The sequence below is a fragment of the Actinomadura sp. WAC 06369 genome, from assembly GCF_003947565.1.
Lineage (GTDB): Bacteria > Actinomycetota > Actinomycetes > Streptosporangiales > Streptosporangiaceae > Spirillospora > Spirillospora rifamycini.
The window spans coordinates 13,388-28,498 of record NZ_QHJN01000017.1 but is presented as its reverse complement, the minus strand read 5'-3'; the positions used below and the strand labels follow the sequence as shown (position 1 = coordinate 28,498).

The window sequence follows — 15,111 nt, the reverse complement described above, 5'->3', positions numbered from 1 at the left end:
GTTTCTCCTAAGGACCGGGCCCGCAGCTGTGGCATGATGCGGGCACATCGGACCAGACGAGGAGCGAGATGACGACCAAGCCGACCGAGGACGACCTTCACGCCGTGTTCACGCGGGCGGACCTCGGCGGTGACGACAAGCTCGATCTGATGGAGTTCACGCTCGTCCTGGAGCACCTCGGACTCGCCTGGACGCGGGCCGAGACGCAGCACCGGTTCGAGCAGGCCGACACGAACTTCGACGGCTTCATCTCCTACTCCGAGCTTCGCGCCGTCCTGGACTCGGAGGGCTGGACCGGGGGCGTCGCCCCCGGCGCCCGGGCCTGACCGCACGACGACAAGGGGCGCGGGCCCGCCGGACGTCCGGCGGGCCCGCGCCCCTTCTCCGTCCCGACCGCGCAGGTCAGTCCGCCCGGGTCAGACCGCCCGGGTCAGACCGCCCGGCCGCGCAGCTCCCGGTACCGGCGGACGAGCGCCGCCGTCGACGGGTCCGGCGCGGCGGCGGGCGGCTCGGCGGACGTCAGCGCGGGCGTGAGGTCCTGCGCCATGACCTTGCCGAGCTCGACGCCCCACTGGTCGAAGGAGTCGATGCCCCAGATCGTGCCCTCGACGAACACGACGTGCTCGTACAGGGCGATCAGCTCGCCGAGCGTCTTCGGGGTCAGCTTCGGCACCAGGATCGTGCTGGTGGGCCGGTTCCCCGGCATGACCTTGTGCGGGACGAGCGCGGCGGGCGTCCCCTCGGCGGCGATCTCCTCGGCCGTCTTGCCGAACGCGAGCGCGGACGCCTGGGCGAGCATGTTCGCGGTCAGCAGGTCGTGCATGCCCGCCTCCCCGTCGGCGGCGTGGTCCCGGAACGGCTCGGCGAAGCCGATGAAGTCGGCGGGGACGAGCCGGGTCCCCTGGTGGAGCAGCTGGTAGAAGGCATGCTGCCCGTTCGTCCCGGGCTCGCCCCAGAAGATCGCGCCGGTCTGCGCGACGACCGGGGCCCCGTCGGCCCGCACCGACTTGCCGTTGGACTCCATCGTGAGCTGCTGCAGGTAGGCGGGGAACCTGGCCAGCCGCTGGCTGTAGGGCAGCACGGCGCGGGTCTGGGCGCCGAAGAAGTCGGTGTACCACACGCCGAGCAGGCCCATCAGGACGGGCATGTTGGCGTCCAGCGGCGCCGTGCGGAAGTGCTCGTCGATCTCCCGGAACCCCGCCAGCATCTCGCGGAACGCCTCGCCGCCGATCGCGATCATCAGCGACAGGCCGATCGCGGAGTCGAGCGAGTAGCGGCCGCCCACCCAGTCCCAGAAGCCGAACATGTCGGCGGTGTCGATGCCGAACTCGGCGACCCGCTCGGCGTTGGTGGAGACCGCGACGAAGTGCCGCGACACGGCGGCCGGGTCGCCGAGCCGCTCCACGAGCCAGGTCCGCGCGACCCGGGCGTTGGTGAGCGTCTCCAGCGTCCCGAACGTCTTGGAGCTGATCACGAACAGCGTCGTCGCGGGGTCGAGGTCCGCGAGGGCGGCACCGACGTCCGCCGGGTCGACGTTCGACACGAACCTGCACGCGATGCCGGCGTCCGCGTAGTCGCGGAGGGCCTCGTAGGCCATGGCGGGGCCGAGGTCGGACCCGCCGATGCCGATGTTGACGACCGTCCGGATCCGCTCGCCGGTGAACCCCGTCCGCTCCCCCGCGCGGACCTGGGCCGCGAAGTCGGCCATCCTGTCGAGGACGGCGTGCACGTCCCCCGCGACGTTCTGCCCGTCCACCGTCAGTTCCGCGCCGGGCGGCAGCCGCAGCGCGGTGTGCAGGACCGCCCGGTCCTCGCTGACGTTGATGTGCTCCCCCGCGAACATCGCGTCGATCCGCTCGCGCAGCCCCGCACGTTCGGCGAGGGCGGTCAGCAGCCCGATCGTCTCGCCGGTGACCCGGTGCTTGGAGTAGTCCAGGTGCAGGTCGCCCGCGGTCACGGTCATGCGGTCGGCGCGCCCCGGGTCGTCCGCGAACAGCTCGCGCAGGTGCCGCCCGGCCAGGGCGGCCTGGTGCTCGGCCAGCGCGGACCACTCGGGCGCCTCGGTGATATCAGCCATTGCCTCTCTCATCTCCTCGCCGGGACGGGCGCCGCTCCCCCGGGCGCTTCCCGTACCCGACGCGATCATAGGGCGGCGCCCCGGCACCGCACGAAGGCCGTCCCCGCACCATGGGGGTTCCGCCCCGGATGCCCGTTTCGTTTCCGGCGCGGATAGGGTCGCGCCATCCGGTCCGGCAGGAGGGTGCGTTCATGAGCGACGGGGTCCCGCACGACATCACGCGGCTGTTCGACCTGGCGGCGCTCGGCGAGGACTCGTTCCTGGCCACCGCGCCGTCGGTGGGGCGGCCGCGGCTGTTCGGCGGCCAGGTCGCCGGGCAGAGCCTGCGGGCCGCGTGCCTGACCGCGGGCGGCCGCCCGCCGCACTCGCTGCACGCCTACTTCATCCGCCCCGGCATGCCGGACGAGCCGCTGACGCTCGACGTCGCCCGGACCCGGGACGGGCGCTCGTTCTCGACCCGGCACGTGACGGCGAGCCAGGGCGGCAAGCCGATCCTGGAGCTGATCGCGTCCTTCCACGAGCCCGAGGACGGGTTCGACTGGCAGCCCGGGGCGCCGTCCGGGACGCCGTCCCCCGAGACGCTGCCGCGCGCGGAGCTGCCCGCGTTCTTCAAGCATCCCGTCGGGTTCGACATCCGCGTGCTGAACCCGCCCGCGGAGGGCGAGTTCCGGCTCCCGCACCCGTTCTGGATCCGCGCGTCCGGAACCGTCGGGGACGACCCGGCCTTGCACGCGTGCCTCGTCGCCTACCTGACGGACATGGGCGTGGTGAGCAGCGCCCGCGCGCCCGGCTCCCCCCGCGAGCTCGCCACGGCCGTCACCCTCGACCACGCGGTGTGGTTCCACCGCCCGCCGCGCGTCGACCGGTGGCTGCTGTACTCGGTGGACCCGGTGACGAACCACGGCGCCCGCGGTCTGGCCCGCGGCACCCTGCACACGGCGGACGGCACCCTGCTGGCGTCCATCGCCCAAGAGGCCCTGCTGCGCCCCGCGTCCGGGGGCTGACCGGGGGCCCGCCGAGCGGCGGGCGCCCGGTCACCTCCCGGCGGCCGCCGACGCGGTCGGCTGCGCGGTGGACGCCGCGCTCCGTGCGGGCACGGGCGTCCCGGCGGGGTGCGGCACCGTGACCGCGGTCGGCACCGGTCCGGCGGCGGCCGGGGCCTGCGCCGGGGTCGCGGGGCGGGTGCGGCGGAGGCGGGCGAAGCCGTAGGCGGCGGCCAGCGCGGCGGCGAGGCTGACGGCGCCGGCGAGGACGAGCGCGGTGCGCGGGCCCAGGGTGTCGCACAGGACGCCGAGGGCCGGACCGCCGACGGCGCCGGACGCGGCGCCCACCATGCCCTGCGCGGAGATCACCCGGCCGCGCAGGTGGCCGGGGCTGTCGAGCTGGACGCGGGTGCTGACGGTGGTGTCCAGGACGACCGCCGCCGCGGCGATCGGCAGCATCGCGGCGCCGAACAGCAGGAGGGTGGGCGCGCCGCCGCTGAGCATCTGCCCGGCGGCGCAGACGGTCGCGGCGATCAGCAGGAGGCGCGGCGGGAGGCGGAGGCGGGACGCGGCGTAGACGCCGCCGAGCACGGTGCCGACGGCGAAGGCGACCGACAGCGCGCCGTAGCCGGAGGCGCCGGCGGCCAGCGGGCCCTCCGCCATGGCGGCCATGGTGACCTGGTAGTTGCGGCCGAGGCTGCCGAGGACGAACGCGAGCCCGAACATGATCAGCATGCGGGGGTCGCGCAGCACGTACCGGAACCCGGCGGCGATGCCGCGCTCCCCCGGCTCGGACGGCGGGAGCCGGTGGAACTCCCGGCGGCGCATGAGCGCGAGCGCGACCAGGACGCCGAGGAAGCTCGCGGAGTTGGTGAAGAACGCGCCGGGCACGCCGAAAAGGGGGATCACGACCCCGGCGAGGCTCATGCCGAGGATCCGGCCGCCGGAGCTGAGCACCGAGCCGAGCGCGAGGCCGTTGGACAGGTCCTCCGGGCCGACGACCTCGGCGCCGAACCGGCCGAGGGCGGGCGAGGTGAGGGCGGTCGCCAGGCCGGACGCCAGCGAGATCGCGTAGAGGGCGCCGACCGAGGACGGCTCGCCGAGCGCGATGCAGGCCAGCACCGCCGACAGCAGCGCCTGGACGAGCTGGCCCGCGCCGACGACCGCGCGGACGGGCAGCCGGTCGGCGATCACGCCGCCCCAGGGCCCGATCAGCATCGTCGGGAGCGCCTGCATGACCAGGCCGAGCCCGACGCTGGTCGCCGAGCCGGTGATGGACAGGATGAGCCAGTTGAGGGCGAGGACCTGCATCCATGTCCCCGTGATGGAGACGAAGTCGGCGATGGCCCAGAGCCGGTAGTTGTGATGGCGCAGCGAGCGCAGCATCACCGGGAACGTCAAGGTCCTCTCCCCCCAAGAAACGGCAAAGGGCATTAAACGCGAAGAACTTCGCAGATCTTGCTAAATCGGGCGAGTGTATGGGGTTTGTCACGTTTATCTCCGGCTTCGGGATGCGGGCCGCCGCGCCGCCCGGGAGCCGGACCCGCCGCGTTAGGCTCGCCTGCGGCCGTCCGACCGGACGGCCGGTTCGCGGAACGGCGGGAGACGGGGGTCCGGGGTGGACGAGCGGGCGTTCTGGGTGGGCACGTACACCGGCGAGGCGGGCGGCGGCGCGGGCGTCTACCGGGTCCGGCGCCGCGCCGACGGGACCCTCGCCGACGCGCGGCTCGCCGCCGAGGCCGTCTCCCCCTCCTACCTCGCCGCCCACCCGGACGGCCGCGTCGTGTACGCGGTGCGCGAGGAGGACGCGGGCGGCGTGGCGGCCTTCGAGGTCGACGGCGACGGGCTGCGCGAGATCGGCCGGCGCGACGCCGGCGCCCTGCCGTGCCACGTGTCGGTGACGCCCGGCGGCGGGCACCTGCTGGTCGCCGACTACGGGTCGGGGACGGTCCGGGCCGTGCCGCTCGCGCCGGACGGCGGGTTCGCGGGCGAGCCCGCCGTGGCGGAGGGCCACGGCACGGGCCCCGTGGCCGACCGGCAGGAGGGCCCGCACGCCCACATGGCCGTGTCCGCGCCCGACGGCCTCGTGCTGACGACCGACCTCGGCGCCGACCTGGTCCGCGCGTTCCGGCTCGAGGGCGGCGGCCTGCGCCTCGCCGGCGAGACGCCCCTCCCCGCCGGGTGCGGCCCGCGCCACCTCGCCTTCCACCCGAGCGGGCACGTCTACGTGATCACCGAGCTGGCGGGGACGGTGCTGGTGCTGCGGCCGGTCGCGGGGCCCGAGCACGGGTACGCGGCGCTGGAGGTGCTCGGCGAGTCGCCCGCCCTGGCCTCCCCCGGCGGCGGCCTCGCCCAGTGCGCGGCGATCAAGCTCGGGGACGGCGGCCGGTTCCTCTACACGTCCACCCGGGGCGCCGACGTGGTGACGGCCCACCGGATCGCGGACGGCGGCGCGCGCCTCGAGCCCGTCGCGGACGTCCCGTCCGGCGGCGCGTGGCCGCGCGACCTGCACGTGGACGGCCCGTGGCTGCACGTCGCGAACGAGCGGAGCGACGCGGTCGCCTCCTTCCGGATCGGGGACGACGGCGTGCCGGTCCCGGCCGGGGAGCCGCTGGCGGTGCCCGCGCCGGTGTGCCTCGCGCCCGTCGTGTAGCGGTCCGCGCCGGGCGGGCGCGCCCGCCCGCGGCCCCCGCCCGGGACCCGGTTTTCCGGTGCGCCGCCCGGGCACCTCCCGAATGAATCACAACATTCAGGGAGTGTCCGGACATGACGACGATCGCCACGACCAACCCCGCCACGGGGAAGGTCGAGAAGACCTTCGACGCGGCATCGGACGAGGAGGTCGACCGGCGCGTCGCGCTGGCGGCGGAGACCTTCGCGACCTACCGGAACACCGGCCTCGAGCAGCGGGCCGCGTGGATGAACGCGGCGGCCGACATCCTGGACCGGGAGGCGCGGGAGATCGGTGCCATGCTCACCGCGGAGATGGGCAAGACGCTCGCGGCCGCCGAGACCGAGGCGCGCAAGTGCGCGAAGGCGTGCCGGTTCTACGCCGGGCACGCGGCCGGGTTCCTCGCCGAGCACCGCCCCGCCGACCCCGCGGACGTGGGGGCGCGGGACGCGTACGTCCGCTACGAGCCGATGGGCCCGGTGCTGGCGGTGATGCCGTGGAACTTCCCGCTCTGGCAGGTGATCCGGTTCGCGGCGCCCGCGCTGATGGCGGGCAACGTCGGCCTGCTCAAGCACTCCTCGAACGTCCCGCAGACCGCGCTGTTCCTGGAGGACCTGTTCCGCCGCGCCGGGTTCCCCGAGGGCGCGTTCCAGACGCTGCTCATCGGGTCGTCCAAGGTCGAGCGGATCCTGCGCGACCCCCGGGTGAAGGCCGCCACGCTCACCGGCAGCGAGCCCGCCGGACGGTCGGTGGCCGCGATCGCCGGGGACGAGATCAAGCCGACGGTGCTGGAGCTCGGCGGCAGCGACCCGTTCGTGGTCATGCCGTCGGCCGACCTGGCGGCGGCCGCGCGGACCGCCGCCGACTCCCGGTGCCTCAACAACGGGCAGAGCTGCATCTCGGCGAAGCGGTTCATCGTCCACGAGGACTGCGCCGACGAGTTCCAGGAGCTCTTCGTCGAGGCCATGCGCGGCAAGCGGGTCGGCGACCCCATGGACCCGGACACCGACGTCGGCCCGCTGGTCGGCGAGGACGGCCGCGCCAGCGTCGAGGAGCTGGTCGCGGACGCCGTCGGCAAGGGCGCCCGCGTGCTGTGCGGAGGCGAGCGCCCCGACCGTCCCGGCTGGTACTACCCGCCGACGGTGATCGCGGACGTGACCACCGAGATGCGGATGTTCCACGAGGAGGTGTTCGGGCCCGTCGCGTCGCTGTTCCGGGTGCGCGGCGTCGACACGGCGATCGAGCTGGCGAACGCGACCGGCTTCGGGCTCGGCTCCAACGCGTGGACGCGCGACGACGCCGAACGGGACCGGTTCGTCCGGGAACTGGACGCCGGGCAGGTCTTCGTGAACGGGATGACGACCTCGTACCCGGAGCTTCCTTTCGGCGGCGTCAAGCGCTCCGGGTACGGGCGGGAGCTGTCCGCCGAGGGAATGCGCGAATTCTGCAACGCCAAGACGGTCTGGGCGGCCGCTTAGAATCACCGGCCCGAGTTTTCCCGGCGGAAATCCCGGGCCGCAATCCGCGCGCCGCAATCCGAGCGCGGTTACGCCGCGGGTAATCGCCGCGGTGACCCGCGCGGTCATAGCGTCGTGGCATCGGCCCGAGGAAAGGAATCCCGATGACCACGACCCCTTCCATCACCGAGAACCTCCCCGGCCGAGGCCTGCCCGCCGGCGGCGCCCGCCTGCTCCGCTTCGCGCTCCGCCTCGACGCCGGCGTGACCGCCGCCAACGGCCTCGCCTACCTGGCGCTGGCGGGCCCGGTGGACGACCTCTTCGGCCTCGCCCCCGGGCCCGGACGCGCGCTGGGCGCGCTCCTGCTCGGCTACGCGGCGCTCGTCTGGGCGGTGTCGGTGCCCGCCCGGCCGAACCGGCTCGCCGTCACCGCCGTCGTCGAGGCCAACCTGCTGTGGACCGTCCTCAGCGTCGCGGCGGTCGTGCTGGGCTGGTTCGCGCTCACCACCGCGGGCGCCGTGTGGGCGGTGCTGCAGGCGATCGCGGTGGCGGGCTTCGCGGCGGTGCAGTACACCGCGCTGCGCCGCGGCCGCTGAGCCCGGTCAGCCGTCCGGGTCGGCGTCGATCGCCTGCACCCGGACGTCCACGTGCGGCGAACGGCGCAGGTCGTCCAGCACCGCCCGCCACTCGTCCGGCCACCCCGCCGCGTCGCCCGCGGTGCCGACAGCCCGCATCGCCAGCAGGTGCGCCACCAGGTGCCCTTGTGCGATCAGGCCCCGCACGGCGGGCAGGAGGAGCGGCGGCGGCAGCGGCGTCCGCCGGCCGCGCCGGTGGCCGAAGACGCTCCTCAAGCGCCAGTCCAGCCCCAGCGCCACCGCCGGCCGGTCGCGCAGCAGTTCCGCGAGGGACCCGACCGCCGCGGCGAGCTCGCCCGCCGTGGCCAGGCGGGGCTCGGCCAGTGGCGGGGACGCGAACGCCAGGTCCACGACCTGCTGGAGGTGCAGCGGATGGGGCGCCAGCAGCGCGGCCGCCCGGCGGGCCAGGTCGGCCGCCGCGGGGTCGGCGCGGCCCCGGCCGTGCCTCGCGGCGAGCACCCGCACGAGGGAGAGCAGGCGGCGCCGGGCGGGCCCGCGGGCACCGGCCTCGGGCAGCAGCCGCTCCAGGACGCCGAGGACCTCGCCGCGGACCGCCCCGGCGTACATCAGCGCCTCCAGGACGGGCAGCTCGGCGTCCCCGGCGGGGTCCGCGGGGTCCCCCACGGCGGCGAGCAGGTCGTCGAAGCCGCCCTCGTAGTGGCGCGCCCACACCCCGAACGCCGCCGTCCCGCGCCACCGCACGCCCGGGCCGTCCGCGGCGGCGAGCAGCCGCCTGACCAGCGCGGCGTACCGGGGCCGGACGGCCGGCGCGTACTCCTCCGGCACCGCCTGGAAGAGCGTCCGGAGCAGCGGTTCGGACGCGTACGGCCCGGCGGCGTCCTCCAGGGCGGTGAAGGTCCGGGGGTCCTCGGGGATCCGGCGCAGCGCCGCGGCGACGGCGGCGCGCACGTCCCGGTGCAGGTGCGGATCGCGCCACGCGCCGAGCAGGGCGTCCGCCGCGCCGGGCGGCCGCAGCCGCTCCAGCAGCCGGGCGGCCTGCTTGCGCGCCGTCACCTTCGCGTCCGGCCCGGTCAGCGTCCCCGCCAGCACGGGGCCGAGCGCGGACGGCGCCACCCCGGCGCAGCAGCCCGCGACGGCCGCGACCGCGTACGGCGAGCCCGCGCCGCGCGCGAACCCGAGCAGGAGGCCGAGCGCCTCCGCCGGGCGGTCCGTCCCAGCCATCGCCTCCATCGCGGCCTCGGCGAGGACGGCGTCGGCCCCGCCGGCCCACGCGGCGAGATCGTCGAGGGTCCCGGGGAGGCGGCCGAGGGACGCGACGGCCGCGATCCGCGTGTCCGCCGGCGGCGCGTCGTCGCGCGCGACGCCGTTCAGCGCCTCCCGGACCCGGTCGACCTGGGCGGGCGTCCAGCGTCCCGGGTCCTGCGGACGCACCCGGGACGTCCGCTCCCCGAGGGCGGCGCGCCCCAGCAGGTCGGTGCGGCGGCTCGCGACGACGCGCCAGACCTCGGGCACCTCGACCGCGGCCGGGTCGGCCGCCACGAGCTCCGCCGCGCGGTCGGCGCGGCGGGCCGGGTCCGCCAGCCACGCCTCGGCGGCCGCCCCGGCGAGGTCGCCCGCGCGGTCGAGCGCCCCGGCGCGCAGGTCGTCCTGGATCTCGGCCAGCCGGAAGGCCCGGCGGTCGAGGGACCACGCCAGCTCGATCGCGAGCGCGGGGTCGCGCCGCTCCCGGGCGGCCCGCAGCCGGGGGCGCAGGACGTCCAGCAGGTCGTGCTCGGCGCCGCGCGGCAGGACGAGGTCGAGGTAGTGGTCGTCGTCCCGGAGCTGCTCGGTGCCGCACCGCGCGACCAGCCGGTCGTAGACCCCGTACGCCCACGGCCGCAGGTCCGGGGCGTGGGCGAGCGCGCGGTCGGCCAGGTTCCGCAGCGCCCGCCGCGTCGCCTTCGAGGAGTCGCGGGACTCGACGGCCGCCGCGGCGAGCCCGTCCAGCGGCCCGGCGAGCGCGCCGCCCAGCAGGGCCACCGGGACGGACGCGAGCGCCTCGATCAGCGCGCGCCGCAGCGGGTCCCGCTCGCGGCGGGCGCGGTCCGCCAGCTCGCGGACCACGCCGAGCAGCACCGTGCCGTCGCCGGTGCGGGCCGCCGCCCCGACCAGCAGCCCGCGGGCGAGCCCGCGCCGCTTCGGGTCGCCGGTGAGCGCCGCCTCCCGCAGCGGCCCGGCCGCCTCCGCGTACGGGAGGTGGGCGGTCAGCTTCAGCGGGATGTCGGGATCGTCCAGCCTGAGGCGGGCCGAGTGCCACACCGACCCGTGCCAGTCGAGCATCCGCCGCGCCTCCGCCGCGGCGCGGGCCGGCGGCAGCAGCGGGAGCAGCGGGAACGCCTGCAGGCCCGGGAACGGGCCCCCGCGCCGCTCCACGATCGCGTCGAACAGCGGGCCGCGGCGCCCCGGTCGGATGAGCGCGAACATCCGGGCGAGCCCGTGGCCGTCGGCCGGCAGGGTGCCCAGCAGTTCCCGGTCGGGCAGGGAGTGCAGGTGCTCGTCCCGCGAGAGCAGCCCGCCGTACGGACCGCCCGCGGCGATCGCCAGCCGGCCGGCGCGGACGGCGTCGACCGCGAACAGCCGCCGCGCGACCGTCTTCGGGAGCCGCCCCCGCACGGCGTTGCGGACGTCCTCCCGCTCGAGGAGTTCGAGCAGCCCCGCCGGGTCGTGCCGGGCCAGGGCGGCGAGGGCGGGCCCGCGGCGGCGCAGCCAGCCCCACTCCGCCGCCCGCCGCCGGGCGAGCGCGAGGAGCGGGCCGGGATGCCGCTCGGCGAGGGCCCGCCACGCGGTGACGGCGCCGTCCAGGTCCGGCAGCCACCGGGCGACCGCGCCGCCGGAGCAGGCGGGCAGCAGCGCGGCCGCCTCCCGGTCGCCCCAGCGGGCGCGGACGTCCGGCAGGAGGCGGTCGGCGAGCGCGGCGCGGTCGCCGTGCCGCAGCGTCCGGTAGAAAGCCCGCCGCAGGTCGGCGGGGGCGTCGTCCAGGACGGCCGCCGCCGCGTCGTCGGCGACGGGGAGCGTCCGGACGGCGCGCAGCGCGGCCCGCCGCAGCGCCGGATCGGGGCCCGCGAGGGCGCGCTCGATGAACGGGAGGCGGCGGGCGGCCATCGCCATGTGCAGTGCGGTGCGGCGCTCGTACCGCCCGCCCGCGGCCAGCTCGTCGAGGAGCGCGGTCAGCGCGGGGGTCCCGGCGAGGCGCCGGGCGTGCAGGGCCAGGGCGCGCATGCGCTCCGGGTACGGGAGGGGTTCGACGCGCGCGAGGAGTTCGCCCGCGCGTTCTTCGGCCGGTTCCGGGACCGGCGCGGTGGGGCTCAACGGCCCGGGCGGAGACCGCCCTTCCTGATCGTCATGGCCCGATCATGGACGATGCGGCGCCGGTCCGGCAAGTCCCGGCCGCTGACACAATCGTGGCCATGACCTATGTGGCCGCTGACGATCGATACGACCAGGCGCCCTACCGGCGGTGCGGGCGCAGCGGGCTGCGGCTCCCGGCGATCTCGCTGGGGCTGTGGCACAACTTCGGCGACGACCGCCCGCTGGACGTGCAGCGGGCGATCCTGCGCCGCGCGTTCGACCTCGGGGTGACGCACTTCGACCTGGCGAACAACTACGGCCCGCCGTACGGGTCCGCGGAGAGCAACTTCGGCCGGATCCTGCGGGCGGACCTCGCCCCCTACCGCGACGAGCTGATCATTTCGACGAAGGCGGGCTACGACATGTGGCCCGGCCCGTACGGCGAGTGGGGCTCGCGCAAGTACCTGCTCGCCAGCCTGGACCAGTCGCTGCGGCGGATGGGCGTGGACTACGTCGACATCTTCTACAGCCACCGGTTCGACCCGGAGACGCCGCTCGAGGAGACGATGGGCGCGCTGGACCACGCCGTCCGGTCCGGGAAGGCGCTGTACGCGGGCATCTCGTCGTACTCGCCGGAGCGGACGGCCGAGGCCGCGGCGATCCTGCGGGAGATGGGCACGCCGCTGCTGATCCACCAGCCGTCGTACTCGATGCTGAACCGGTGGATCGAGGGCGGGCTGCTCGACACGCTGGAGGCGGAGGGCGTCGGCTGCATCGCGTTCTCCCCGCTGGCGCAGGGGATGCTGACCGGCAAGTACCTCGACGGGGTCCCGGCGGGGTCGCGGGCGAGCAGGGGCACGTCGTTCTCGCCGGACCTGCTGACCGAGGAGAACCTGCGGCACGTCCGGACGCTGAACGAGATCGCGGCGGGGCGGGGCCAGTCCCTCGCGCAGCTGGCCCTCGCCTGGTCGCTGCGGGACGGGCGGGTCACCTCGGCGCTGATCGGCGCGAGCAGCGTCGCCCAGCTCGAGGAGAACCTCGCCGCCCTGGACCGGCCGGACTTCACCGCCGACGAGCTGGCCGCGATCGACCGGGACGCGGTGGAGGCGGGCATCAACATCTGGGCGGCGTCCAGCGCGGGCTGACCCGCGGCCGCGGGCGGGACGGCCGGAACCGCGCACGGTTCGTCCCGTTCCCTCCGGGCACGGGGTCGGCATGAAGGAGATGACCCTGCGCAGCGGAGCGTTCAACGACCACACGATCATCCCGTCGGAGTACTCGCACGACAGCGGCGACGTGTCCCCGCCGCTGGAGTGGTCGGAGGCCCCCGAGGAGGTCGTGGAGCTCGCGCTGGCCTGCGAGGACCCGGACGCGCCCACCGGCACCTTCGCGCACTGGCTGGTGGCCGGGATCGACCCGGCGACGACCGGGCTGGACCCGGGCGAGCGGCCGACCGGGGCCGTCCTCGGCCGCAACGACTACGGCGCCGAAGGGTACGGCGGGCCCAAGCCGCCGGTCGGCGACGACCCGCACCGGTACTTCTTCCGGCTGTACGGGCTCGCGGAGCCGTCCGGGCTGGGCCGCGGGTTCACCGCGGAGGACCTGCGCGTCGCGATGCAGGACAAGGTCGTGGCGTCGGGGACGCTCGTCGGCACGTTCGCCCGGTAGCCGTGGCGGGCGACGGCGGGCCCGGCCCGCGGCGACCGGAGGACGGCCGGGGCCGCGAGCAGGGACACGGGCAGGGACACGGGCAGGGAGACGGCCGGGGGCACCGTCCGGAGCGCCGCGGACGGCGGCCCGGCACCGAACCGCTCACCGCCCGCAGTCCGCTGCGGCTGCGGGCGGTGCTGTCGTCGGTCGCGCTGGTCGCGGCGGCCGCCGCCGCGATCGTCTTCGCGGTGAGCGCCGCCGCGGACGGCGGCGACGGGGAGTGGGCGGCGGCGGGCCTGTGCGCGGCCGTCGCCGTCGTCGCCGCGCTCGACCTGGTGGTCATCGCCCGCCGCGCCCGCCCCTGACCCGTCCGGGGCCCGGCGGGACGCGGCCGTCCCGCCGGGGTTCAGTAGCTCTCGAGCCGGGCCTTGTCGGCCTCGACCGCGGGCGGCAGGGAGCGGCGGTCGCGCAGCACGCGGGGCAGCACCCGGACGGCGGCGGCGAGCCCGGCGCGTCCGTCCGGGGTGCGCAGCGCGGCCGCGGCGGTGCGGGCGACCACCGCCGGCGGGCGCCGCAGCCACGCGGTCAGGAGCCGGTTGCGGGTCTCCCGGGCGCGGCGCCAGGCCGGGTCGCGGACCTCCCGCGACGGGTGGTGGTGCACGACCAGCTCGGGCACGTACGCCATCCCCCAGCCCGCGGCGGCCAGGTCGAGGGCCAGCAGCTCCTCCTCGCCCGCGAAGTGCAGGACGTCCGAGAAGCCGCCGACGTCGAGGAACGCGTCGCGGCGCACGACGGCCGAGCAGGCGAGGAAGCCGAGGACCGCGGGGCCCGGCAGCCCGTCCGGGCGGCCGAAGGGCGCGGCGGCCATCTCCGCCGACACCGGGTCGAGCCGCTCCTCCGCGCCGACGAGCACGCGGGCCGCGAGCAGCGCGACCCGCGGATGCGCGTCGAGGATCTCCACGGCGCGGGCGAGCGAGCCGGGCGCCCACCAGGAGTCGTCGTCGGCGAACGCGACGTAGCGGGTGCCGGCCTCGACCGCGCCGGCGTTGCGGGCGGCGGCGCCGCGGTTGCCCGGCAGCCGCAGCACCCGGGCGCCCGCCGCCGCCGCGACGTCGGCGGTCCCGTCGGCGGACGCGTTGTCGGCGACGATCACCGGGGCGGCGTGCCGGGCGAGGCTGCGGCGCAGCTCCGGGGCGCGGTCGCGGGTCGCGACGACGATCGTGACCCCGGACGTCTCGGGCGGCCGCACGCGGGCGGCGGCCTCGGAGCGGATATCGGTCATGTGCGGTCCCTCCCGGGCCGGTCAGCTCACGTAGCGGCGGGCCCTGGACGTCCGCTGGGACGCCTCCAGGGTGCGCAGGCGGTCCTCGACGTCGCGGGGCAGCGGGCGGCGCTCCCGCGCGACCCAGCCGAGCCCGGCCGCCGCCTCCGCGAGCGCGGCGGCGGTGACCCGGTCGCGGGGCAGCGTCCGCAGCAGCCCGGCGGTGCGGCGCGCGGCGGCGGGCAGCGGGCGGCGCAGCCAGGTGAACCACAGCGTGTTGCGGATGCCGTGGCGGCGCCGCAGGTGCGCGTCCCGCAGCGGGGACGGCGCGTGGTGCACGACGACGTCCTCGGCGTAGCACAGGTGCCAGCCGCGCGTCATCAGGTCGGCGCTGAGCAGCTCCTCCTCGCCGCCGAGCCACAGCCGCGGCGAGAACCCGCCCGCCTCCCGGAACGCCTCGGCGCGGACCATGGACGCGCCCGCCAGGAACGACCCGAGCGCGGGCCCCGGCAGCCCCGGCGGGCCGGGGACGGGCGAGTCCCGCAACTCGGGGACGATCGGGTCCTCGCGCCCGCCGGGCTCCACCAGGATCCGGCCGGTGACGACGGCGAGCCGCGGGTGCGCGTCCAGCAGCGCCGCCGCGCGGGCCGGGGCGTCCGGCTCCCACCAGGTGTCGTCGTCGCAGAACGCCGCGTACGGCGTCCGCACGTGGTCGACCGCGAGGTTCCGGGCGACGGCCCCGAGGTTCTCCGGCGACCTGATCAGCCGGGCCGCGGGAAACTCCGCGGCGACCGCGTCCGGCGTGCCGTCCCCGGAGGCGTTGTCGACCACGATGACCGGCGGGCCGTCCGGCAGGTCCCGCAGGCGGGCGAGGACGGCCAGCAGGGATTCGCGCCGGTCCCGGGTGATGACGACGACGGTATAGCGCATGGGTCGGCGCTACCCCCGGCGCGGCCCCTCATGCGCCCGCCGAGGCCGGAATCGGCTCTGACGTGCCACGACTCTCACCAGTGCCTTTTCACCTCTACCGCGTTTAGCGTCCCAGTTCTCGGCAATGCCCGGAATTACCTATAGGGGATTTCTCCACCC

The 15,111-nt window shown here is 76.5% G+C and carries 13 protein-coding genes; 8 read left to right on the top strand and 5 right to left on the bottom strand.

Annotation, left to right across the window (positions count from 1 at the left end; all coding sequences use genetic code 11):
* Positions 1-68 precede the first annotated feature (68 nt).
* Entirely contained in the window at positions 69-326 is a 258-nt protein-coding gene (locus tag DMH08_RS07405) for an EF-hand domain-containing protein (protein WP_026406133.1), read from the top strand.
* Positions 327-430: 104 nt separating this feature from the next.
* On the opposite strand, the gene pgi is transcribed toward DMH08_RS07405, so the two are convergent.
* Positions 431-2,077 (bottom strand): glucose-6-phosphate isomerase, encoded by a 1,647-nt coding sequence (gene pgi / locus DMH08_RS07400; protein WP_125612564.1) that lies wholly within the window; start codon positions 2,075-2,077, stop codon positions 431-433.
* Between the two features lie 191 nt (positions 2,078-2,268).
* Here pgi and DMH08_RS07395 point away from each other — a divergent pair, with 191 nt between their 5' ends.
* On the top strand, positions 2,269-3,081 hold the full coding sequence (locus DMH08_RS07395; protein ID WP_158642267.1) for an acyl-CoA thioesterase: 813 nt from the start codon (positions 2,269-2,271) through the stop codon (positions 3,079-3,081).
* A gap of 30 nt (positions 3,082-3,111) precedes the next feature.
* Here the strand turns inward: DMH08_RS07395 and DMH08_RS07390 are convergent, their stop codons facing one another.
* Complete coding sequence (locus DMH08_RS07390) at positions 3,112-4,461, bottom strand: MFS transporter (RefSeq protein WP_158642266.1); 1,350 nt, start codon at positions 4,459-4,461, stop codon at positions 3,112-3,114.
* A gap of 217 nt (positions 4,462-4,678) precedes the next feature.
* On the opposite strand from DMH08_RS07390, the gene DMH08_RS07385 reads away from it, so the two are divergent.
* The 3 genes from DMH08_RS07385 to DMH08_RS07375 all read left to right on the top strand — a co-directional run bounded on the left by DMH08_RS07385 (position 4,679) and on the right by DMH08_RS07375 (position 7,784).
* The gene (locus DMH08_RS07385) at positions 4,679-5,713 is read left to right on the top strand and encodes a lactonase family protein (protein WP_026406136.1); all 1,035 of its coding nucleotides are present in this window, start codon (positions 4,679-4,681) and stop codon (positions 5,711-5,713) included.
* Between the two features lie 113 nt (positions 5,714-5,826).
* A complete protein-coding gene (locus DMH08_RS07380; protein ID WP_125612558.1) occupies positions 5,827-7,209 on the top strand; it encodes an NADP-dependent succinic semialdehyde dehydrogenase in 1,383 nt (460 codons plus the stop codon).
* A 143-nt stretch (positions 7,210-7,352) separates the two neighbouring features.
* Positions 7,353-7,784, top strand: a complete 432-nt coding sequence (locus DMH08_RS07375) for a hypothetical protein (RefSeq protein ID WP_233617456.1) — start codon at positions 7,353-7,355, stop codon at positions 7,782-7,784.
* Between the two features lie 6 nt (positions 7,785-7,790).
* Here DMH08_RS07375 and DMH08_RS07370 read toward each other — a convergent pair whose 3' ends face one another.
* The gene (locus DMH08_RS07370) at positions 7,791-11,132 is read right to left on the bottom strand and encodes a hypothetical protein (RefSeq protein WP_125612556.1); all 3,342 of its coding nucleotides are present in this window, start codon (positions 11,130-11,132) and stop codon (positions 7,791-7,793) included.
* Positions 11,133-11,230: 98 nt separating this feature from the next.
* Here DMH08_RS07370 and mgrA point away from each other — a divergent pair, with 98 nt between their 5' ends.
* The 3 genes from mgrA to DMH08_RS40895 all read left to right on the top strand — a co-directional run bounded on the left by mgrA (position 11,231) and on the right by DMH08_RS40895 (position 13,126).
* Positions 11,231-12,256: an L-glyceraldehyde 3-phosphate reductase gene (mgrA, locus tag DMH08_RS07365; protein WP_026406139.1), complete on the top strand. Its 1,026-nt coding sequence runs from the start codon at positions 11,231-11,233 to the stop codon at positions 12,254-12,256.
* Positions 12,257-12,326: 70 nt separating this feature from the next.
* Complete coding sequence (locus DMH08_RS07360) at positions 12,327-12,779, top strand: YbhB/YbcL family Raf kinase inhibitor-like protein (protein ID WP_125612554.1); 453 nt, start codon at positions 12,327-12,329, stop codon at positions 12,777-12,779.
* A gap of 2 nt (positions 12,780-12,781) precedes the next feature.
* Complete coding sequence (locus tag DMH08_RS40895) at positions 12,782-13,126, top strand: DUF6343 family protein (RefSeq protein WP_199747662.1); 345 nt, start codon at positions 12,782-12,784, stop codon at positions 13,124-13,126.
* A 41-nt stretch (positions 13,127-13,167) separates the two neighbouring features.
* On the opposite strand, the gene DMH08_RS07350 is transcribed toward DMH08_RS40895, so the two are convergent.
* Together DMH08_RS07350 and DMH08_RS07345 are read right to left on the bottom strand one after the other, a co-directional pair.
* Positions 13,168-14,043, bottom strand: a complete 876-nt coding sequence (locus DMH08_RS07350; RefSeq protein ID WP_125612552.1) for a glycosyltransferase family 2 protein — start codon at positions 14,041-14,043, stop codon at positions 13,168-13,170.
* Between the two features lie 21 nt (positions 14,044-14,064).
* On the bottom strand, positions 14,065-14,952 hold the full coding sequence (locus DMH08_RS07345; RefSeq protein WP_125612549.1) for a glycosyltransferase family 2 protein: 888 nt from the start codon (positions 14,950-14,952) through the stop codon (positions 14,065-14,067).
* Positions 14,953-15,111: the final 159 nt, after the last annotated feature.